This is a genomic window from Cupriavidus sp. HY129 (assembly GCF_059492215.1).
Genome location: NZ_CP083254.1, coordinates 3,384,830 through 3,404,560 on the forward strand (window position 1 = coordinate 3,384,830; position 19,731 = coordinate 3,404,560).

Consider the following 19,731-nt stretch of genomic DNA (forward strand, 5'->3'; position numbering starts at 1 on the left):
AACCGCAAGTATCGAATCAACTGATCTCCCTTCTGTTTATCCACAGGCCGGTGCGGGCATAGCATCAGACCCAGAACAAATCCCACCCATTGTTTTGAATCGTATTGGAGACAGACATGCCGAAGATGAGAGCAGTCGACGCGGCCATCGCCGTACTGGAAAAGGAAGGCATCACCACCGCGTTCGGCGTGCCGGGCGCTGCCATCAACCCGTTCTACTCGGCCATGCGCCGTGCCGGCTCGATCCGCCACCTGCTGGCGCGCCACGTGGAAGGCGCCTCGCACATGGCCGAGGGCTACACCCGTGCCGAGCCGGGCAACATCGGCCTCTGCATCGGCACGTCGGGCCCCGCCGGCACGGACATGATCACGGGCCTTTACTCGGCCTGGGCGGATTCGATCCCCATTCTCTGCATCACCGGCCAGGCGCCGCGCGCCCGTTTGTACAAGGAAGATTTCCAGGCGGTCGATATCGAGTCGATCGCCAAGCCGGTGACCAAGTGGGCCGTGACCGTGCGTGAGCCGGCGCTGGTGCCGCAGGTGTTCCAGCAGGCGTTCCACCTGATGCGTTCGGGCCGCCCGGGTCCGGTGCTGATCGACCTGCCGTTCGACGTGCAGGTGGCCGAGATCGAATTCGATCCCGAAACGTATCAACCGCTGCAACCGTACAAGCCGGCCGCCTCGCGCGCCCAGATCGAGAAGGCCATCTCGATGCTGAACCAGGCCGAGCGTCCGCTGATCGTCTGCGGCGGCGGCGTGATCAACGCCAACGCGTCGGAACTGCTGGTCGAGTTCGCCGAGTTGGTCAATGTGCCCGTGGTGCCCACGCTGATGGGCTGGGGCGTGCTGGCCGACGACCACCCGCTGCAAGCCGGCATGGTGGGCCTGCAGACCTCGCACCGTTACGGCAACGCCACGCTGCTCGCCTCGGATTTCGTGATGGGCATCGGCAACCGCTGGGCCAACCGCCACACCGGCAGCGTCGACGTCTACACCAAGGGCCGCAAGTTCGTGCACGTCGACATCGAGCCCACGCAGATCGGTCGCGTGTTCGGTCCTGACCTCGGCATCGTCTCGGATGCCAAGGCCGCGCTGGAGCAGTTCGTCGAAGTGGCCCGCGAAATGAAGATGGCCGGCCGCCTGCCGTGCCGCAAGGCGTGGGTGGCCGACGTGCAGAAGCGCCGCCGCACGATGAAGCGCAAGAGCGACTTCGACAACGTGCCGGTCAAGCCGCAGCGCGTGTACCGCGAGATGAACCAGTACTTCCCGCGCGACGTGCGCTACGTGACGACGATCGGCCTGTCGCAGATCGCCGCCGCGCAGTTCCTGTCCGTGAACCAGCCGCGCCACTGGATCAACTGCGGCCAGGCAGGCCCGCTGGGCTGGACCATTCCCGCCGCCATCGGCGTGAAGACCGCCTCGCCGAACTCGGACATCGTGGCCATCTCGGGTGACTACGACTTCCAGTTCATGATCGAGGAACTGGCCGTGGCCGCGCAGTTCAAGGTGCCGTACATCCACGTGGTGGTGAACAACTCGTACCTGGGCCTGATCCGTCAGGCGCAGCGCAACTTCGAGATGGACTACTGCGTGCAGCTCGCGTTCGACAACATCAACGCGCCCGAGCTGGAAGGCTACGGCGTGGACCACGTAAAGGTCGTGGAAGGTCTCGGCTGCAAGGCAATCCGCGTGTTCAAGCCCGAAGACATCGCACCGGCCTTTGCCGAAGCGCGCGACCTGATGGCCGAGTTTTCGGTGCCGGTAGTGGTCGAGGTGATCCTCGAGCGCGTCACCAATATCGCGATGGGTACCGAGATCGACAACATCAACGAGTTCGAGCCGATCGAGGACCTCGAGGATGCCGTGGACGCCGATTCGGCGATCCTGGTCGAAGAGACCACCGCCTGAGTACCGAGTACCGCTTCCCCGTAGTACGCCACCCTGCCCCGCTCCACCGGGGTGGGTGTGGCGGTTTTTCCCAGACACCGAGAGAGACAAACAATGCCAAAGCTCGCAGCAAACCTGACGATGCTGTTTAACGAAGTCGGCTTCCTGGACCGCTTCGAGGCCGCCGCCCGCGCCGGATTCCGTGGCGTGGAGTTCCTGTTTCCGTACGCGTTTCACGCCGACCAGATCGCCGATCGCCTGAACCGCTTCCAGCTCGACCTCGTGCTGCACAACCTTCCCGCCGGAAAGTGGGAAGCGGGTGAGCGCGGCATCGCCTGCCACCCGGACCGCGTGGGCGAATTCCAGGACGGCGTGGGCGAGGCCATCAAGTACGCCAAGGTACTGGGCGTGCGCCAGTTGAACTGCCTGGTCGGCATCCTGCCGCAGAACGTGAAGCGCGAACAGGCGCAGGAAACGCTGGTGGAAAACCTGCGTTTCGCGGCCAATGCGCTGGCGCAGGAACATATCGATCTGCTGGTCGAACCGATCAACACGTTCGACATCCCCGGCTTCTTCCTGTCGCGCACGCAGCAGGCGATCGACCTGATTGGTCAGGTCAACGCGCCCAACCTCTACGTGCAGTACGACATCTATCACATGCAGCGCATGGAGGGCGAGATCGCCAACACGATCCGCGCCAACCTGCCGAAGATCAAGCACGTGCAGCTTGCCGACAACCCCGGCCGCAACGAGCCCGGCACCGGCGAGATCAATTACCAGTACCTGTTCCGCTTCCTCGACGAGATCGGCTACCAGGGCTGGATCGGCTGCGAATACAAGCCGAAGACGACCACCGAAGCCGGCCTGGGCTGGCGCGCGGCGCACGGCGTTTGAGCCGGCGTTCCGCTGAAATCCGAATCGAATTCTTTCTACTGACTGGAGACAAACATGGCAAACCAACGCAACGTCGGCTTTATCGGCCTGGGCATCATGGGCGCGCCGATGGCGGGTCACCTGCGCGCCGCCGGCCACACGCTGTTCGTGCATGACGTGAACCCGGCACCGCAGTTCCTGGTGGACGCTGGCGTCACCGTCTGCACCAGCGCCGAGGAAGTGGCCAAGCGTGCCGACATCGTGATCGTGATGGTGCCGGACACCCCGCACGTCGAAGCCGTGCTGTTCGGCGAAAAGGGTGTTGCCGCCGCCTTCAAGGCAGCCGGCAAGGAAGCCAGCTACAGCAAGATCGTCGTGGACATGAGCTCGATCTCGCCGATCGCCACGAAGGACTTCGCCGCGCGCATCAACAAGCTCGGCGCCTCGTACCTTGACGCACCGGTGTCGGGTGGTGAAGTGGGCGCCAAGGCCGCAACGCTGACGATCATGGTCGGTGGCCCGGCTGAAGCGTTCGACCAGGTCAAGCCGCTGTTCGAACTGATGGGCAAGAACATCACGCTGGTGGGCGGCAACGGCGACGGCCAAACCACCAAGGTGGCCAACCAGATCATCGTGGCGCTGAACATCCAGGCCGTGTCCGAAGCGCTGCTGTTCGCGTCGAAGGCTGGTGCCGATCCGGCAAAGGTGCGTCAGGCGCTGATGGGTGGCTTCGCGGCTTCGCGCATCCTGGAAGTGCACGGCGAGCGCATGGTCAAGCGCACCTTCGATCCGGGCTTCCGTATCGAACTGCACCAGAAGGATCTGAACCTGGCGCTGCAAGGCGCCAAGGCGCTGGGCGTATCGCTGCCGAACACGTCGACCGCGCAAGAGCTGTTCAACGCGTGCGCCGCGAACGGCTTCGGCAAGCTCGATCACTCGGCACTGTGCCGCGCGATCGAAATCATGTCGAACCACGAGATCGCCAAGGGCGGGAAGTAAGCCCTCCCGCGGCCGCCCTGCCTGACGGCGGGCGGCCGCGTTGATTGTTGTCCTTGTTTTTCTGCTTGCGTTTCATTTCAGGACCCACATGTTTGCCACCGACGCCACCGCCGCCCTGCTGTCGCCGCAGCGCCAGGCCGGCACGCCCGACTATCGCGACGCTTCTCAAGCCCGCGCGCTGCTGCGCGATCTGTTCGATACGGCCGTCTCGGCCGTGAGCGCGACGCATTGCCTGCCGCCGCATTTGCCACAATCGCCGAAGGGACGCACCGTTGTGATCGGCGCGGGCAAGGCCGCCGCCGCGATGGCGCAGGCAGTAGAGGCGAACTGGAAGGGCGAACTGTCGGGGCTGGTGGTCACGCGCTATGGCCATGGCGCCGATTGCCAGCGCATCGAAGTCGTCGAGGCCGCGCACCCGGTGCCTGACGCCGCGGGCCAGCAGGCCGCGCAGCGCATGGTGGAACTGGTGCAGGGACTGACCGCCGACGACCTCGTGCTGTGCCTGATCTCCGGTGGCGGCTCCGCCCTGCTCGCGGCACCCGCGCCGGGCATCACGCTGGCGGACAAGCAGGCCGTGAACAAGGCGCTGCTGCGCAGCGGCGCCAGCATCGGCGAGATGAACTGCGTGCGCAAGCACCTGTCCGCCCTCAAGGGTGGCCGCCTGGCTCTGGCCTGCGCACCCGCGCGTGTGGAAACGCTGCTGATTTCCGATATTCCGGGCGATGACCCCACCCTGATCGCCAGCGGCCCGACGCTGCCGGACGCCACCACTTGCGCGGATGCGCTCGCGGTCATCGCCAAGTACCACATCGATGTGCCCGCCAACGTGCGCGCGCATCTGGAGAGCGGCGCGGGTGAAACGCCGAAGCCCGGCGACGTCCGTTTCGAAGGTCATCGCAACGTGACGCTGGCCAGCGCCCAACAGTCGCTCGAAGCTGCCGCCGCGCGCGCACGCGAACTCGGCCTGACGGCGCACATCCTGTCCGACAGCATCGAAGGCGAAGCGCGCGACGTGGCCGAAGTCCACGCGGCGATCGCACGCCAGATCGTCGCGCATGGCCAGCCGTTCGAGAAGCCGTGCGTAATCCTGTCCGGCGGCGAGACGACGGTGACGGTGCGAGGCAATGGCCGTGGCGGTCGCAATGCCGAGTTCCTGCTGTCGCTGGCGGTATCGCTCGACGGCCTGCCCGGTGTGCACGCGATCGCTTGCGACACGGATGGCATCGACGGCTCCGAAGACAATGCCGGCGCACTGCTTGGCCCCGATTCGCTGACGCGCGCCGTGGCACGCGGCCTGTCTGCCCGCGCGCATCTGGACAACAACGACGGGTATGGATTCTTTGCCGGCATCGACGACCTGATCGTCACCGGCCCGACCCGTACCAACGTGAACGATTTTCGCGCGATCCTGATCATCTGATCGCGCCCTGCAAGGAACGAGGAAGAGAGGAGACACTCATGAGACGCCAGCGCAAAGCCAAGATCGTGGCCACACTGGGCCCGGCCAGCACGGACATCGCGGTCATCCGCCAACTGTTCGATGCCGGGGCCGACGTGTTCCGGCTGAACTTCAGCCACGGCACGCACGAGGACCACCGCGCGCGCTACGACGCCGTGCGCCAGGTGGAAGCCGAGACCGGCCGTCCGATCGCGATCCTGGCCGACCTGCAGGGCCCGAAACTGCGCATTGGCACGTTCGCGGCCGGCAAGGTGGCCGTGAGCGCCGGCGACACGTTCGTCCTCGACAGCGACCCGACGCCTGGCGATGCGAAGCGCGTCTACCTGCCCCACCCCGAACTGTTCAAGGCCGCCAACGCGGGCCAGTCGCTGCTGATCGACGACGGCAAGGTACGCTTGAACATCGAATCGGTGGCCAGCGGCAGCATCACCACGCGCGTGGCCAACAACGGCACGCTGTCCGACCGCAAGGGCGTGAACGTGCCCGACGCGGTGATCCCGATCCCCGCGCTGACCGAAAAGGATCGCAAGGACCTGGCCTTCGCACTGGAACTTGGCGCCGACTGGATTGCGCTGTCGTTCGTGCAGCGCCCATCTGACATCCTCGAAGCGCGCGAACTGATCGGCACGCGTGCCGGCGTGCTGTCGAAGATCGAGAAGCCGGCCGCATTGCAGCAGCTCGAGGAAATCGTACGGGTGTCGGATGCAGTGATGGTCGCGCGTGGTGACCTCGGCGTGGAACTGCCGCCCGAGCGCGTGCCGGGTGTGCAGAAGCGCATCCTGCGCATCTGCCGCCAGCTCGGCAAGCCGATCGTGATCGCCACGCAGATGCTCGAGTCGATGATCGACTCGCCAGTGCCGACGCGCGCCGAAGCGTCCGACGTGGCGAGTGCGATCTATGACGGCGCCGATGCCGTGATGCTGTCGGCCGAATCGGCCAATGGCCGTCATCCGGTGGCCGCTGTCTCGATCATGAATCGCATCATCACCGAGGTCGAGAACGATCCGCTCTACCGCAACATGATCGACGCCCAGCACGAGGCACCGCTCTCCACGCGCCAGGACGCAATCTGCGCGGCGCTGCGCGAGGTCACGCAGATCATCGGCGCGAAGGCCACGGTGACGTACACGTCGTCCGGCGCCACTGCGCTGCGTGCGGCGCGCGAGCGGCCATGCGCGCCGATCGTCAGCATCACGCCGAACCTGGAGATCGCGCGTCGGCTGGCCATCACCTGGGGCGTGCATTCGACTGTCAGCCCGGACGTGCAGAGCGTCGACGAAATGGTCGAGGCCGCCGCGCGCGCCGCGCTGGTGGAAGGCTATGCCGCACCGGGCGACCAGATCACCATCGCGGCCGGGATGCCATTTGGCCAGGGCGGCACGACCAACCTGCTGCGCGTGGCAGAGGTGGGTACGGAAGTGGCCGGGCTGGACATCGGCAAGGTGCCGGCTGCCGAGGCGGTTTGATGCGCTGAATCGCTCCCCCATCCCGCTTACGTCACGTGGGAAAGGGGTCGGGGGAGCAGGCTGGCGATGCACATTGCCGGCTACGCAGGATTTCCCTTTGGCTACCAGGCTGACCCCCTGCTCGCCGGCCGCCCACGCCCTTATCAGCCCGCTTGTCGCCTGGTGCGCGGGCGGCTTCCCTTTTTCGAGGTAACGAATTCTGAACGGTGCGCTGTGCGTCAGGCGCCGTTGCTATACTCCACCGGCATCGGGCAGCCGAAGCGCGGCTGCCGCCATACATGACCCGACGGAGCCCCCATGCGTCTCGATGACGAAGCCGAAAGCCAGAACGTAGAAGATCGCCGCGGCGGTGGCTACGGCGGAGGCGGAGGGTTCGGACTGCCGATCGGCGGCAAGTCGATCGGTATCGGCACGATCGTCATTGCGCTGGCCGCTTCATATTTCTTCGGCATCGACCCGTCGCTGATTTTCCAGGGCGCATCGGTCGTCCAGAATCAGCAGCAACAGGCACCGCAGTCCCAGGCACATCGCCCGCCCGCCAACGACCAGCTGACGGTGTTCACCCGCAAGGTGCTCGGCAATACCGAGCGCACGTGGGAACACATCTTCGAAACCGACCTGAACCGCCGTTACGCGCCACCGAAACTGGTGCTGTTCTCCGGCGCCACGCAAACCGCCTGCGGTACTGGCCAGTCCGCCATGGGGCCGTTCTATTGCCCGGGTGACCAGAAGGTCTATATCGACCTGTCCTTCTATGACGAACTGCGTCAGCGCTTCGGCGCCGGTGGTGATTTCGCGCAGGCATATGTGATCGCGCACGAGATCGGCCACCATGTGCAGAACCTGCTCGGCGTCTCGGAAAAGGTGGATGCGGCACGTCGCCGCATGAGCGAGGCGCAGGCCAACCAATTGTCGGTACGCATGGAATTGCAGGCCGATTGTCTGGCAGGCGTGTGGGCTGCCAACGCGCAGAAGCTGAACCAGCAGTTGCTGGAACCGGGCGATATCGAGCAAGGCCTGAAGGCTGCCGCCGCAATCGGCGACGACCGGCTGCAGCGTCAGGCACAGGGCTACGTGGTGCCTGAAGCCTTCACGCATGGCACGAGCGAGCAGCGTGTGCGCTGGCTGCGTCAGGGACTGACGACCGGCGATATCCGCAAGTGCGACACATTTGCCGCGCGGCAACTCTAGATCACTTCGGGAAGAACTACAGACACTGCCGAGGGGGAAAAATCACCTGCGCGACGGAGAGAGATGGAGGAGGTCGGTCGCGCAGGTGGGAGAGAAACTTTTGAACTGGCGACCACCGGAGTGGCCGCCACGGTCCATAAGGACCGGATGCGTCAGACGCTGTAGCCGTAGAGCTCGCCGCCGTTGCGCGAGTTGTCGAGCGACGAAGCGGAGATCTCGCCGCTGAATGCGTGGGCGCCTTCGCTGAAGCTATCGAACTTGCCCTGGCGGGTGCCTTCGCTATACGGGTCGAACTTGCTGGCGCGTTGTCCGTCGGTATAGAAGTCGTACTTGCCGATCTTCGCGCCGTCGGAATACACATCGAACTTGCCCACTCGGGCGGCGTCCGCATAGACATCGAATTTGCCGGCCTTCTTGGTGGCGGCGGGAGCGGCTATCGCGGCCGAGGCGGCAAATGCAGCCAGCACGAGTGCGCCGCCAAGGATACGTTTGGCGTTCATCTGGGACTCCTTCAACTGATTCACAACTTTCTTATGGATACAGCTGACTTCTGCCCGGATACGCCATCTCTGTGGCGATCGAGCACGGACTGAAGGTTAGTGGCTCAACGAACCAGGAGAAATAGCGCTGCGACGAATGGTGCGTTGCACGCCGTGAAACGCTGAAGATCTGGATGAACGGAAGGGATTGCCTGACCGAACGGTGCATACCGTTCGGTACTGCCAGGCGGCGCGGCTACCCGCGCGCGCCGCTTCGGGCGCACGGTGGGTAGCTGGCTGGGGGAAGGATCAAAGCGTGAACTGGCCGCTGGCCTCGGGCTGGAACGCAATCTCCACGATGGTCACGCGTTGCGCGCGGCCGTCGGGCAGGCGGTAGTCGACCGTGTCCCCGGAGCGGGCACCCAGCAGTGCCTGGCCAATCGGCGACAGCACCGATAACCGGCCAGTGGCCAGATCGGCATCGTCCGGGTACACCAGGGTCCAGTCACGCGGCTTGGCCTCGCCTTCGAGCGCACAAACCACACGTGAATTCATCGTCACGACGTCCTTCGGGATCGAGTCGGGCGACACAATGGCGGCGCGCTCCAGCAGTGCATCCAGCATCTCGTCGAGTTCGGCGGTGCCGGCACGGCTGGCAATTCCCTCGAGGCGGGCGACGTCGAGTTCGGTCAGATAAAGGGTTGCCGGGCGCGATGGCGCGGCGGTCGTGTTCTTGGTCTTGGCCATGGCAATGCCTCTCACGGAAGTGAAATCCAGAATCGATTGGCCGGCGCAACTTCACGCGCGCCGGACGGACACAGCTTGGTAATGCAGTGAATGCAGCAACTAAATCGGCAGCAGATCACACGGCAACTGGCGAGGCCTGGTGCTACGCGTGAAAGCGGGGGTACGTGCTGGCTCGGGCCCGGTTCGGCGCCGGGCCTTCTGCTGGTTCAGGAAGGGGATCGGTTAGGCCGGGAACCGGGCTGGATCAAGCGGGGCGTTGATCCAGCGGCTGGCGTCGATGGGCGCCGGCATCACGCGCGCGCGCGCCGGTCGCTGGAAGCGAACCATGACGGAGACGGCGAGCAGTAGATGACGGGACATCGTTGGGAAATCTCTGAGTTACAGGTAAGTCACCGAAGCGACCAGCGGCCATCGTAGCACAGGTCCGAATCGAAGCGTGGGGGCGGAATGCCCCAGTTTCGGCTTGCCGCCCGCCTTGTAGCGAGATGTTGCGAGATCGGCGTGACGATGCCGTCCCGCTGCATCCCTAGTGTCGTGGGTGGCACTCGCAGGCCGCGCCCTCGGCTGCCTGCTGCAGGTTCTGCAGGATGCCGCACTCGCTGGCCGGATGCGGATTTGGGTTCTCGCAGGTATGGCGCAGCGTGCGCAACTGACCTTCCAGCGCTTCCAGCGAAACACGCTGGGCGTGGATCTGCTCGATCTGGCGGTCCAACAGCGTATTGATGTCGTCGCACGCGAGTGACGGATTGCGCTGGAAGTCGCGCAGCTTGCGCACGTCGGCCAGGCTCATGCCCAGCGAGCGGCAGTGGCGCACGAAGTTGAGCTGGACGAGGTGCCCGTCGCCGTAGCGGCGATAGCCGTTGTCCTCGCGCTGCGGTGCGTCCAGCAGCCCTTCACGTTCGTAATAGCGGATGGTCTCGATGTCGCAGCCACTGTGGCGGGACAGTTCGCCGATACGCATGGTGAGTGCCTCCTCGATGCCAGATCCCTGTAGTAATTACAGGGTTACCGCTGAAGTGTAGCCCAATCAGGCGGAACCTGCAGAGGCGGGGCCACGCGCCGCATCGCGCACATGCCATTGCGCCGGCGCCAGTTCGGCCACGATGGCTTCGATGCCCCGGTAGGGCTGCGCCGCACCGCACATAAAGATATCCACAGCCGCGAAACCATATTCCGGCCAGGTATGGATGCTGATGTGTGACTCCTTGAGCAGCAGCACGCCCGTGACACCGAGGCCGGGGCCGAAATGCTGGAACCGCGCGTCCACCGGCGTGGCGCCAGACACCCGGGCGGCATCGTAAAGCACGCGCTCGATCAGCACGGCATCGGTGAGCCGCTCGGCGGTCACGCCCTGCATGTCGAGCAGCAGGTGGCGGCCAAGAACCGGTGGGCAGGCAAGCGTCGGGGCATTCATGGTGATCGTCTCACCGGACTATTTGTGCCCGGCGCCCGAAGACCAGCCGCCGCCCGAACCGCCGTATCCGCCGGAGCCACTCCAGCCGCGAGCCGACGACGATCCACCGGACGTACTGCCCGCCGACCCCAGCGTGTAGAACGTGACGCCGAACAGCACGATCAATCCGTAGACAAGAAACAAAAAGCGCACAGCTCAGTCCCCTCCCCCGATATGCCCCGAAAACGCCTGCACGGTCCAGATCGGCAGCCAGAGCAGCAGCGTGCCCAGCAGAAGCCCGGCCATGCCGGCACCGCCGAAGAACGAGATCGGCAGGTTCAGCAACCACATCGCGATAGCGATGCCCCACGCGACCTTGCGGCAGTACGCGAGGTCGCCGGTGGCTGGCGCGGCGGGACGCTTGCGCTCGGGTAGCGCCTTCGCCGCGGCGGCCAGCGCCTTGTTGCCCTTGAACCATTGCGCGACCTGGGTGCGCGACACCGTGGTGGACTGCGTCCAGACGATCTCGGTGTCGCTCGTCTCGCGCGTCAGTCGCCGCGCCGGCGGGCCGAACTCGGTCAGCCGCGTGGTATCGCCGGCCTGCACGCGCCAGTTGAACGTGCCCGCCGCATAGAGCACGCGGCTGACGTATTCGAACCCCTTGCGGTACTCGTTGCCGGCCAGCACGGCCACGCTCGACGACGCCATCGTGCCGGGCCAGACATCCAGCACGCGCACGCGGTCCCAGCCGGCGTCCTGCTCCACGAGCCACAGAAAGCCGGCCGTTTCGTTGAACAGCAGGTACTCCATCCAGGTCGAGGTCTCGTCCTCGTCATCATCGGTGCACTGAAGCAGGCCGAGCACGGTGTATGGCTTGCCGTCGATCGTGCCGACCTCGCCCGGCGTCAGGCTGGTCTGCAGTGCCTCGATCTCGGCGTGCTTCTCCAACACGATGGCTGTCGACGTCGTGCAATCGACTTCGCTATGGCAGCTTGGGCAAATGACGAAATTCGCCACGCCAGCGCGATAGGCGATCGGGCTGCCGCAGTTCGGGCAAGCCAGCGGAATCGCCTTGCCACGATAGCGGTCGGCGGTGCGGTCAATCTCGTCTGCGCTGCGCAGAAGCTGGCACTTGAGCTGGTCGAGCTCGACCATCTGGCCCGTGTAGACCGCGGGCGGGTAACCATCGGCGTAGTCGAGCGTCAGGAAGTTGCCCGCATTGCGGAAGTCCGCTACCTGAGCGGTCCAGCCCGCGCCGACCTGGAACGGCAACTCGCCCTGACCACCGGTGCAGCGCGCGGTGCGCACGTCGCCGGCTTCATAACGATACTTGTTGAAGAACAGCGGCTCGCCGGGCTTCAGGCCTTCGAACTTCGGCAGCTTGCCGACCGACGCCTTCGCCGCGTCTTCGTCAGGCACCCTGCGCGTGAACATGTACTGGCCCGACGCATCGCCGAGCCAGCCGTCCGTGCCATCGTCGAACAGCACATACCATTCGCTCCAGAGACCGGCGTCGTACCGCAACTGGAGACGGCCGATCAGCGTGAAGCCCTGCCCCTTGCCGTCATTTGGCCAGATGCCGCTGGTGCCGATCTGCAGCGGCGAGTAGTCCTCGAGCAGCGCCGACATCTTGCCGATGTCGCGTACCTGATCGGCCTCGCGCAGCAAGGTGCTGTGGCAGTACTCGCAGACCGCCATGACCGCGGCGGACGACCGAAAGCGGACCTCCGCGCCGCAGCCCGGACAGTTGACCGTTTGCATGGAGCGGAATCAGCCGACGAGTTTCTTGAGAATTTCCGCCTTGGCCGTGTCGAACTCCGCCTGCGAGATCAGGCTCTTGTCGAGCAGCTCCTTGAGCTTCTGCAGCCGCACCGCCGGATCTTCGGCGGCGGGCGTTGCAGGAGTGACGGGCGCTGCGGCCGGTACACCCGCCACGCCGCCCACGAGTCCGCCAGCCATCGCCTGCCCCATGACCGCCCCGGCGGCCAGACCCGCGCCGAGCCCGGCGACACCGCCCTCGTTCTGCGCGGCAAGCGGGATCGAGCTGGCCACCTGGTACTGCGTGTACTTGGCCATGTCGCCCATCATTCCCATCGAGATGCGGGTGTCGATGGCCTTCTGCAGTTCCTCCGGCAGGGAGACATTGGTGACCGCGAAGTTGTCGAGCGCCACGCCATAACGCTCGAACTCGGGCGCGAGCTTTTCGTGGATCGTCTGCGACATCAGCGTCTGGTTGGCCGCCATGTCCAGGAACGGCACCGACGACGCGCCGAGCGTGTTCGTCATCGTGGCGATCAGCAGATTGCGCAGTTGCTCTTCCACTTCGTCGCGCGTGTACTCGGCGCGCGTGCCGCTGATCTCGGTGTAGAACTTCTGCGGATCGCTGATCTTGTACGAATACAGACCGAAGGCGCGCAGCCGCACCATGCCGAAGTCCGCATCGCGGATCGTGATCGGCTGCGCCGTGCCCCACTTGCGGCCAATCTGCAGGCGGGTGCTGAAGAAGTAGACGTCCGACTTGAACGGCGACTCGAACAGCTTGTCCCAGTTCTTCAGGTACGTCAGCACCGGCAGCGTCTGGGTGGTCAGCTTGTACATGCCGGGGCCGAACACGTCAGCGATCTTGCCTTCGTTGACGAAGACCGCCATCTGGGATTCACGCACGGTCAGGCTGCCACCGTACTGGATTTCCATGTCTTCCATCGGATAGCGCCACGCCAGCACGCCGTCCGTGTCCTCCGTCCACTGGAGGATGTCGATAAACTGCTTTCTGATGAACGACCCGATGCTCATGTCAGCTCCTTCTTCCCAAGGAATGATTCACGTCCTGGCCTCAGGACAGGCACGCGGCATTGAGCACGCCGACCGAGACCGACATCGTGCCCATCAGCCCGCCCATGGCCATATTGTTAGATTCGATGGCCGCATCCATATCCGGCAATGCGCGCGCCAGCGCCGCGTAGACCACTGCCTGCACCACCATCGCCACCAGCGACCACACCAGGAACATCAGAAAGGTGTCGTTGTGCTGGAGACTCGACGACAGCGTGAGGCAGAAACCGAGCGTGCTGCCGCCCAGCGAGAGCGCGGCAGCCACATTGCCCTGGCGGATCAGCGCGAACTCGTTGAAGGGCGTGATCCTGGTGTAGACTCCGACGAACACGACCAGCAGCACAAGGCTGGCCAGCAGATGCTCGGCGTAGGCGTAGATGGGTAGCATGGTTCGGGTACGCGGCCTGTCAATGAAGTTGTGGAAATACCGGTCCTGCGCGATGCGCTTGCCGTGCGGCGATGCCAGCGGCAAACTACGCGGCAAAGTATAGCCGCAGTCCTATTCCTTCCAATATCAATTTGTGACACGCCGGAACGCCAGCCGCGCTCCGGGCGATCTCCTGTTGCTCACCTGTTGCGACCGCTGCCCCATGCGCGACCGTACCCTAGTCCTGTCGGTGTTGATCGTAGCCTCCTGCGGGCTTGGCTACGAACTGATTGCCGGCGCCCTGTCGAGCTATCTGCTCGGCGATTCGATCCTCCAGTTCTCATCGATCATTGGCTGCTACCTGTTTGCGATGGGTGTCGGCTCGTGGTTCTCGCGCTACGTGAAGGACGAGGACGTCCTGACCCGGTTCATCGACATCGAGATCCTGGTCGGCCTGCTCGGTGGTATCTCGGCGGCGCTGCTGTTCGTGGTATTCGCCTGGCTCTCCGCGCCATTCCGCACCGCGCTGTATGCGCTGGTGTTCGTGATCGGGATGCTGGTGGGCATGGAGATTCCGCTGGTCATGCGCATCCTCAATGCGCGGCGTGCCCAGTTCAGCGATCTGGTGAGCCGCGTGCTCACGTTCGACTATCTCGGCGCGCTGGCAGTGTCGCTGGTATTCCCGCTGGTGCTCGCGCCACGGCTCGGGCTGTCGCGCACGGGATTCCTGTTCGGCATGCTCAACGTCGCGGTGGCGCTGTTCACACTGCGCATTTTCCGCGACGAGGTGGCGCGCACGACGTTGCGCACACTGCGCGCGGGTATGGTGCTGGCGGTGCTGACAGTCGGATTCGTCGGCTCGAACCATCTGACGCACTGGGCCGAACGCGGCCTGTTCGGCGACGAGATCATCCATAGCGAAACCACCCCGTACCAGCGGCTGGTCATCACGCGCTGGAAGGACGATCTCCGCCTCTACATCAACGGCAACCTGCAGTTTTCCTCGCGCGACGAACACCGCTATCACGAGGCGCTAGTGCACCCGGTGCTGCAGGCGCTGCCGTGGGCGCGTCGCGTGCTGGTGATCGGTGGCGGCGATGGGCTGGCGCTGCGCGAGATTCTCAAGTACCGCAATATCGAGCACGTCACACTGGTCGACCTGGACCCGGCGATGACCACGCTATTCTCGCGCAGTGAACCGCTGCGGGCACTGAACCACGGCTCGCTGACCGACCAGCGCGTGACAGTGGTCAACGCCGATGCCGCGCAATGGCTCGAGCAGAACCAGGACAGCTTCGACGCGATCATCGTCGACCTGCCTGACCCGTCCAACTTCGGGCTCGGCAAGCTGTATTCGGTACCGATGTACCGGTTGATGTCGCGCCATCTGGCCGAGAAGGGCTACGCGGTGGTGCAATCGACATCGCCCTACTACGCACCGCGCTCGTTCTGGGACATCGACGCCACGCTGCGTGAAGCCGGGCTGCATACGTGGCCGTACCATACCTACGTGCCGTCGTTCGGCGAGTGGGGCTACATCCTGGCCGGCAAGCGCAACGACTACACGCCGCCGACGCACTACGACGTGCCGATGAAGTTTCTCGACGGGGATACGACTGCGCTGATGTTCCGCTTTCCCGCCGACATGGCACCGCGCCAGGGCGAGCCGAACCGGCTCAATGAACAAACTCTCGTGCACGACTTCGAGCGTGACTGGCGCAATGTCATCCGCTAAGTCATCCGCCAAGTCATCCGCAAGTTCGCTTGCCGGAGTGGCTGCTCCAGGACGCCGATGGACCGCCGCCGCTTCCTGATCGCCGCCGCGGGTACCGCGCTGGCCGGCTGTAGCCGCATCGGCGACGAGGCCGACAGCTTCCTGCGCGGCCTGGGCCTGCGCGAACCCACGCCGGTGGTCCTGCGCCCCGGCATGGCGGAGGGGCACGCGCTGCGTGACCAACGCGGCTGGCCGGAGCCGGGCGGCGAACTGCGCACCGATGTGGCGATCCTGGGTAGCGGTCCGGGCGGGCTGTCGGCCGCATGGCAACTGTCGCGCGCCGGTCATCGCGACTTCATCATGCTCGACGGCCCCGAGTTCGGCGGCAATGCGGCCGGCGGCCAGTTCGGCGAGATCGGCTTTCCGCGCGGCGCGCATTACCTGCCATTGCCTTCGGCGCAATCAACCCACGTGCGCGAGATGCTGGCCGACGTCGGCGTGATCGAGCGCGATCCATTCGATGCGCGCCCACGTTTCGACGAACGGGCGTTGGTGCACGCGCCGGACGAGCGGCTGTTCTTCGACGGGAAGTGGCAGGACGGCCTGCTGCCCGATCATGACGATCACGATGCGCAGCACGCACGCTTCCTCACCCGCATGGATGCGCTGCGCCACGCCACCGGCAGCGATGGCCGCAAGGCATTTGCGATTCCGATCGCCGAGTCCTCGCGTGACCCGGCATGGACGGCGCTCGATCGCCAGACCTTCCGGCAATGGCTGAAAGCCGAAGGCTTTACCGCACCAACGCTGCACTGGTACGCCGATTACTGTTGCCGTGACGACTACGGCGCGGGGGCCGATGTCGTGTCCGCCTGGGCAGGTCTGCACTACTTCGCCAGCCGTGGCGGCCATGCCAGCAATGCCGCCGATGGCGCGGTGCTGACATGGCCTGACGGATTGCACGGCATGGTGACGCGGCTGACATCGAAGATCGATGCGCGGATGAATGCCGGCCAGCCATGGCGGCGCGCGGGCATGGCGGTGCGTATCGACGAAACGTCGGAGGGCGTCAGTGTGCTGTGCGCGCACTGGCCCGATGGCGTCACACAGCCGCCCGCGCTCTTTCGCATTCGGGCGCGGCGCGTAATCTGCGCGATGCCGCTGCACGTCGCCGCGCACGTCGTGCCGCTGAAGCCGCTCGGCTTCGACCCGGCGCAACATCTGCAGTATCACGCGCCCTGGCTGGTTTCATCGTTCCACCTGCGGGGGTTTCCGCAGGAGGCCGCCGGCGTGCCGCTGGCGTGGGACAACGTCGTGCATGGCTCGCGCGGCCTCGGCTACGTCGTGGCCACGCACCAGTGGATCCGCCAGGCACGTCCGGCGCACACCGCGTTCACGGCCTACTGTCCGCTCGACGCCGAATCCGGCGCGCCTGCCGGGGGATCGCCAGATGCCGTCAGGCGATGGCTGGCGGATGCCGACCCGGCCGCGCTGATGGATCTGGCCGTGTCCGATCTTCGCGCGGTCTATGGCCGCGAATTCTGGCGCCATGCGGACGCCGTCGAGATCACGGCACGCGGTCACGCGATGGCCACGCCGGTGCCGGGCTTTCTGGGCAACGCGGGCATCCGTGCGTTGCGTGAGACCGACGGCCGCATCCTGTTTGCCCACGCCGACCTGAGTGGACTCTCCGTGTTCGAGGAAGCGGCATGGTGGGGCACACGCGCCGCGCTGAGAATCGTCGGATAGTGACGCCGGGGTGGGGACGACCGTCTGCGCCGGCCCCTGCCATCCTGTAGAATCGACGCCAGTCTTTTTGTCTTTTACGTCACCCGCGCCCCGACCTCTCGTGCAACCGTTCCGGTTACTGCTGATGATTGTGCTGCTTGCCTTCCTGCCGTTGCAGGCATGGGCAGGTCTCGGCACGTCCGCGGCAGGCGTCGGCATGGCGCAGGTGCCTCAGACGGCCGATGTCGCCGACGTCGCTCGGGCCACGCTCGCCGTGGCGACCGATGCTACCGCTATCGCCGATGTTGGCGATCCCGGTGATATGCCGGCGCCCACGACTCAAGAGTCCTCCCACCCTGCCGATAATGCGGAACCGTCGCCACCGGGCTCGGATTTCGCCGAGCAGTTGTTGCCCGCGCCGCTTCCGCGAATGGCAACCGCAACCGGCCGTGGCGCGGTGCCGCAGTACGCCCGCATCGCCCTGCCGGACCCCGACCTGCCTCTGCTGCCGCGCCCGCCGCGCGGCTGATCCCGCTTTCGCGCGAAGGTTGCTTCGCGCGCACCTTTATCGCGCAGTTCGCATCCAGCGGGCCGCGCGCTTGCGGCCCGTCCGCGTTCTTCCTAGTCTCGCCCCACATCCATGAAACGTATCTTTCTGTTCCTGGCGACCAACCTCGCCGTCATGCTTGTCCTCAGTGTCACGGCCAGCCTGCTGGGCGTGAACCGCTTCCTGACCTCGAACGGCCTCAACCTCGGAATGTTGTTGGCATTCGCGGCGCTGATGGGCTTCGGTGGCTCGTTTATCTCGCTGCTGATGTCCAAGACCATCGCCAAGTGGTCGACCGGCGCCCAGGTCATCACCCACCCGAGCACCAGCACGGAGCTCTGGCTCGTGCAGACCGTCGAGAAGCTGGCCACGCGCGCCGGCCTGCCGATGCCTGAAGTGGCGATCTATGATGGCGAGCCCAACGCATTCGCTACCGGCGCGTCGAAAAACGGCTCGCTGGTGGCTGTGTCCACGGGCCTGCTGCAGTCGATGTCGCACGACGAGGTCGAGGCCGTGCTCGCGCACGAAGTGGCCCACATCGCCAATGGCGACATGGTCACGCTGACGCTGATTCAGGGCGTGGTGAACACGTTCGTGATCTTCATGGCACGCGTGGTCGGCTACTTCGTCGATTCGTGGCTGCGCCGCAATGACGAGGAGTCGAGCGGCCCCGGTATCGGCTACATGGTCACCGTGGTGGTCTGCGAGATCGTCTTCGGCATCCTGGCCAGCGTCATCGTCGCCACGTTCTCGCGTCATCGCGAATATCGTGCCGACGCCGGCGCGGCGAAGCTGCTCGGCACGCCGAGCCCGATGGTGGCGGCATTGCGCCGCCTGGGTGGTCTGGACGCCGACGGCCTGCCGCAGAACATGCAGGCGATGGGTATCTCGGGCGGCAAGTCGTGGCTGGCGCTGTTTGCAAGTCACCCGCCGATCGAATCGCGCATCGCGGCCCTGCAAGGCACCCACTAAACCCCGCAGAGCGCTGGTGGCTACGCGGCCGCCAGCGCCACTGCCTGCCCTTCCCCGCGGAATGCCGCCCGGTATCGCTCGGGCGTCGTCTGCACATGGCGCTGGAATGCCTGACGCATGACATCGGCATTGCCGAATCCGGTGACATGCGCGATGGCTTCCAGCCGCCGATCGCTCCCTTCCAGCAGGCGCCGCACCGCTTCCACGCGAAGCCGCTCGACATAGCGCGCGGGCGTGTCTCCCACCTGCTTCACGAAGACCCGCGCAAAGTTGCGCGGACTCATCGCCACCTGCTCCGCCAGCACGCCGACCGACAGGTCCCGGCCGAGGTTATCGGCGATCCATGTCTGCAACGCTCGCAGTTCAGGGCTTTGCGCCGCCTGCGCCCGCAGCACCGTCGAAAACTGCGCCTGATTGCCCGGACGCCGGAGGAACAGCACCAGATCCCGCGCGACGTCCAGCGACACCGTGTGCCCCAGGTCTTCCTCGACCAGTGCGAGCGACAGGTCCATGCCAGCCGAGACACCGGCCGAGGTATAGAAGCGACCCGCGCGAATCCAGATCGGATCGGCATCGACATCCAGTTGCGGGTGCCGATGGGCCAGCCGCTCGGCATGACGCCAGTGGGTGGTCACGCGCTGCGCGTCGAGCAGCCCCGTACCGGCCAGCACGAACGCCCCGGTGCAAACCGCGCCCATCCGCCGCACCTGCGTCGCCTGCGTGCGTAGCCAGCCGATCAGCCGCTCGTCCTCGGCGGCCCGCGCATGGCCCGAGCCGCCCGAGATCAGCAGCGTGTCGATCGGTCTGCCCACCTGCTCGACGATGCGGTGGTACGGCGCGTCCGCCAATATGCGCAGACCGCTCTCCGTACGCACGATGGCATCGTCGCTGACGCTGACCACGTGCAGGTCGTAGGGCGGCGACTCGCGGCCGCACAGCTTGTTGGCGGCACCGAACACGGCGGTCGGCCCGGTGACGTCGAGTTCCTGCGCAGGATCGGGCGCGACGATGACCACAACGCGCGGCGGTTCGGGGGCTGGGTGCATGGGGGGCAAGTGATTGGGCGCGGATGCGCCGA

At 65.5% G+C, this 19,731-nt stretch carries 20 protein-coding genes; 10 read left to right on the forward strand and 10 right to left on the reverse strand.

Annotation, left to right across the window (positions count from 1 at the left end):
• The first annotated feature begins 116 nt into the window (after positions 1–116).
• The 6 genes from gcl to ypfJ all read left to right on the forward strand — a co-directional run bounded on the left by gcl (position 117) and on the right by ypfJ (position 7,874).
• Positions 117–1,907, forward strand: a complete 1,791-nt coding sequence (gcl, locus tag K6G35_RS15615) for a glyoxylate carboligase (protein ID WP_008646149.1) — start codon at positions 117–119, stop codon at positions 1,905–1,907.
• Between the two features lie 93 nt (positions 1,908–2,000).
• Positions 2,001–2,780, forward strand: a complete 780-nt coding sequence (hyi, locus tag K6G35_RS15620; protein WP_008646150.1) for a hydroxypyruvate isomerase — start codon at positions 2,001–2,003, stop codon at positions 2,778–2,780.
• Between the two features lie 54 nt (positions 2,781–2,834).
• A complete protein-coding gene (gene glxR / locus K6G35_RS15625; protein ID WP_008646151.1) occupies positions 2,835–3,758 on the forward strand; it encodes a 2-hydroxy-3-oxopropionate reductase in 924 nt (307 codons plus the stop codon).
• Between the two features lie 88 nt (positions 3,759–3,846).
• Positions 3,847–5,178 (forward strand): glycerate kinase type-2 family protein, encoded by a 1,332-nt coding sequence (locus tag K6G35_RS15630; RefSeq protein ID WP_495675907.1) that lies wholly within the window; start codon positions 3,847–3,849, stop codon positions 5,176–5,178.
• 38 nt (positions 5,179–5,216) lie between these two features.
• On the forward strand, positions 5,217–6,683 hold the full coding sequence (gene pyk / locus K6G35_RS15635) for a pyruvate kinase (protein WP_008646154.1): 1,467 nt from the start codon (positions 5,217–5,219) through the stop codon (positions 6,681–6,683).
• Between the two features lie 297 nt (positions 6,684–6,980).
• On the forward strand, positions 6,981–7,874 hold the full coding sequence (gene ypfJ / locus K6G35_RS15640; RefSeq protein WP_008646156.1) for a KPN_02809 family neutral zinc metallopeptidase: 894 nt from the start codon (positions 6,981–6,983) through the stop codon (positions 7,872–7,874).
• A 152-nt stretch (positions 7,875–8,026) separates the two neighbouring features.
• On the opposite strand, the gene K6G35_RS15645 is transcribed toward ypfJ, so the two are convergent.
• The 9 genes from K6G35_RS15645 to K6G35_RS15685 form a co-directional block, all read right to left on the reverse strand.
• A complete protein-coding gene (locus K6G35_RS15645) occupies positions 8,027–8,374 on the reverse strand; it encodes a hypothetical protein (protein ID WP_008646158.1) in 348 nt (115 codons plus the stop codon).
• Between the two features lie 288 nt (positions 8,375–8,662).
• Positions 8,663–9,100: a nucleoside diphosphate kinase regulator gene (gene rnk / locus K6G35_RS15650; RefSeq protein WP_495675908.1), complete on the reverse strand. Its 438-nt coding sequence runs from the start codon at positions 9,098–9,100 to the stop codon at positions 8,663–8,665.
• A 222-nt stretch (positions 9,101–9,322) separates the two neighbouring features.
• Positions 9,323–9,460: a hypothetical protein gene (locus K6G35_RS15655; RefSeq protein ID WP_008646160.1), complete on the reverse strand. Its 138-nt coding sequence runs from the start codon at positions 9,458–9,460 to the stop codon at positions 9,323–9,325.
• 166 nt (positions 9,461–9,626) lie between these two features.
• Positions 9,627–10,061 carry a Cd(II)/Pb(II)-responsive transcriptional regulator gene (locus K6G35_RS15660; protein WP_008646161.1) on the reverse strand — a complete coding sequence of 145 codons (435 nt, stop codon included), beginning with the start codon at positions 10,059–10,061 and terminating at the stop codon, positions 9,627–9,629.
• 66 nt (positions 10,062–10,127) lie between these two features.
• Positions 10,128–10,514: an adenosylmethionine decarboxylase gene (gene speD / locus K6G35_RS15665; RefSeq protein WP_008646162.1), complete on the reverse strand. Its 387-nt coding sequence runs from the start codon at positions 10,512–10,514 to the stop codon at positions 10,128–10,130.
• An 18-nt stretch (positions 10,515–10,532) separates the two neighbouring features.
• A complete protein-coding gene (locus K6G35_RS15670) occupies positions 10,533–10,706 on the reverse strand; it encodes a hypothetical protein (RefSeq protein ID WP_017513169.1) in 174 nt (57 codons plus the stop codon).
• A 3-nt stretch (positions 10,707–10,709) separates the two neighbouring features.
• Positions 10,710–12,254, reverse strand: coding sequence for a DUF4178 domain-containing protein (locus tag K6G35_RS15675; protein WP_495675909.1), 1,545 nt, complete (start codon positions 12,252–12,254; stop codon positions 10,710–10,712).
• A 9-nt stretch (positions 12,255–12,263) separates the two neighbouring features.
• Positions 12,264–13,286, reverse strand: coding sequence for an SPFH domain-containing protein (locus tag K6G35_RS15680; RefSeq protein ID WP_286882226.1), 1,023 nt, complete (start codon positions 13,284–13,286; stop codon positions 12,264–12,266).
• A gap of 40 nt (positions 13,287–13,326) precedes the next feature.
• Positions 13,327–13,713 carry a DUF350 domain-containing protein gene (locus K6G35_RS15685; RefSeq protein ID WP_035884425.1) on the reverse strand — a complete coding sequence of 129 codons (387 nt, stop codon included), beginning with the start codon at positions 13,711–13,713 and terminating at the stop codon, positions 13,327–13,329.
• A 202-nt stretch (positions 13,714–13,915) separates the two neighbouring features.
• Here K6G35_RS15685 and K6G35_RS15690 point away from each other — a divergent pair, with 202 nt between their 5' ends.
• From K6G35_RS15690 to htpX, 4 genes are all read left to right on the forward strand, one after another.
• A complete protein-coding gene (locus K6G35_RS15690) occupies positions 13,916–15,427 on the forward strand; it encodes a polyamine aminopropyltransferase (protein ID WP_495675910.1) in 1,512 nt (503 codons plus the stop codon).
• A gap of 57 nt (positions 15,428–15,484) precedes the next feature.
• The gene (locus tag K6G35_RS15695; protein WP_495675911.1) at positions 15,485–17,155 is read left to right on the forward strand and encodes an NAD(P)-binding protein; all 1,671 of its coding nucleotides are present in this window, start codon (positions 15,485–15,487) and stop codon (positions 17,153–17,155) included.
• A gap of 124 nt (positions 17,156–17,279) precedes the next feature.
• Complete coding sequence (locus K6G35_RS15700; RefSeq protein WP_495675912.1) at positions 17,280–17,663, forward strand: hypothetical protein; 384 nt, start codon at positions 17,280–17,282, stop codon at positions 17,661–17,663.
• Positions 17,664–17,774: 111 nt separating this feature from the next.
• Positions 17,775–18,653, forward strand: coding sequence for a protease HtpX (gene htpX, locus K6G35_RS15705; protein ID WP_008647421.1), 879 nt, complete (start codon positions 17,775–17,777; stop codon positions 18,651–18,653).
• Positions 18,654–18,673: 20 nt separating this feature from the next.
• Here the strand turns inward: htpX and K6G35_RS15710 are convergent, their stop codons facing one another.
• Entirely contained in the window at positions 18,674–19,699 is a 1,026-nt protein-coding gene (locus K6G35_RS15710) for a GlxA family transcriptional regulator (RefSeq protein WP_017514981.1), read from the reverse strand.
• Between the last annotated feature and the right edge of the window lie 32 nt (positions 19,700–19,731).

Coding starts and splice junctions, on each gene's coding strand:
- gcl (WP_008646149.1), top strand. CDS start 117: ATGCCGAAGATGAGAGCAGTCGACGCGGCCATCGCCGTACTGGAAAAG.
- hyi (WP_008646150.1), top strand. CDS start 2,001: ATGCCAAAGCTCGCAGCAAACCTGACGATGCTGTTTAACGAAGTCGGC.
- glxR (WP_008646151.1), top strand. CDS start 2,835: ATGGCAAACCAACGCAACGTCGGCTTTATCGGCCTGGGCATCATGGGC.
- K6G35_RS15630 (WP_495675907.1), top strand. CDS start 3,847: ATGTTTGCCACCGACGCCACCGCCGCCCTGCTGTCGCCGCAGCGCCAG.
- pyk (WP_008646154.1), top strand. CDS start 5,217: ATGAGACGCCAGCGCAAAGCCAAGATCGTGGCCACACTGGGCCCGGCC.
- ypfJ (WP_008646156.1), top strand. CDS start 6,981: ATGCGTCTCGATGACGAAGCCGAAAGCCAGAACGTAGAAGATCGCCGC.
- K6G35_RS15645 (WP_008646158.1), bottom strand. CDS start 8,374: ATGAACGCCAAACGTATCCTTGGCGGCGCACTCGTGCTGGCTGCATTT.
- rnk (WP_495675908.1), bottom strand. CDS start 9,100: ATGGCCAAGACCAAGAACACGACCGCCGCGCCATCGCGCCCGGCAACC.
- K6G35_RS15655 (WP_008646160.1), bottom strand. CDS start 9,460: ATGTCCCGTCATCTACTGCTCGCCGTCTCCGTCATGGTTCGCTTCCAG.
- K6G35_RS15660 (WP_008646161.1), bottom strand. CDS start 10,061: ATGCGTATCGGCGAACTGTCCCGCCACAGTGGCTGCGACATCGAGACC.
- speD (WP_008646162.1), bottom strand. CDS start 10,514: ATGAATGCCCCGACGCTTGCCTGCCCACCGGTTCTTGGCCGCCACCTG.
- K6G35_RS15675 (WP_495675909.1), bottom strand. CDS start 12,254: ATGCAAACGGTCAACTGTCCGGGCTGCGGCGCGGAGGTCCGCTTTCGG.
- K6G35_RS15680 (WP_286882226.1), bottom strand. CDS start 13,286: ATGAGCATCGGGTCGTTCATCAGAAAGCAGTTTATCGACATCCTCCAG.
- K6G35_RS15685 (WP_035884425.1), bottom strand. CDS start 13,713: ATGCTACCCATCTACGCCTACGCCGAGCATCTGCTGGCCAGCCTTGTG.
- K6G35_RS15690 (WP_495675910.1), top strand. CDS start 13,916: ATGCGCGACCGTACCCTAGTCCTGTCGGTGTTGATCGTAGCCTCCTGC.
- K6G35_RS15695 (WP_495675911.1), top strand. CDS start 15,485: ATGGACCGCCGCCGCTTCCTGATCGCCGCCGCGGGTACCGCGCTGGCC.
- K6G35_RS15700 (WP_495675912.1), top strand. CDS start 17,280: ATGATTGTGCTGCTTGCCTTCCTGCCGTTGCAGGCATGGGCAGGTCTC.
- htpX (WP_008647421.1), top strand. CDS start 17,775: ATGAAACGTATCTTTCTGTTCCTGGCGACCAACCTCGCCGTCATGCTT.
- K6G35_RS15710 (WP_017514981.1), bottom strand. CDS start 19,699: ATGCACCCAGCCCCCGAACCGCCGCGCGTTGTGGTCATCGTCGCGCCC.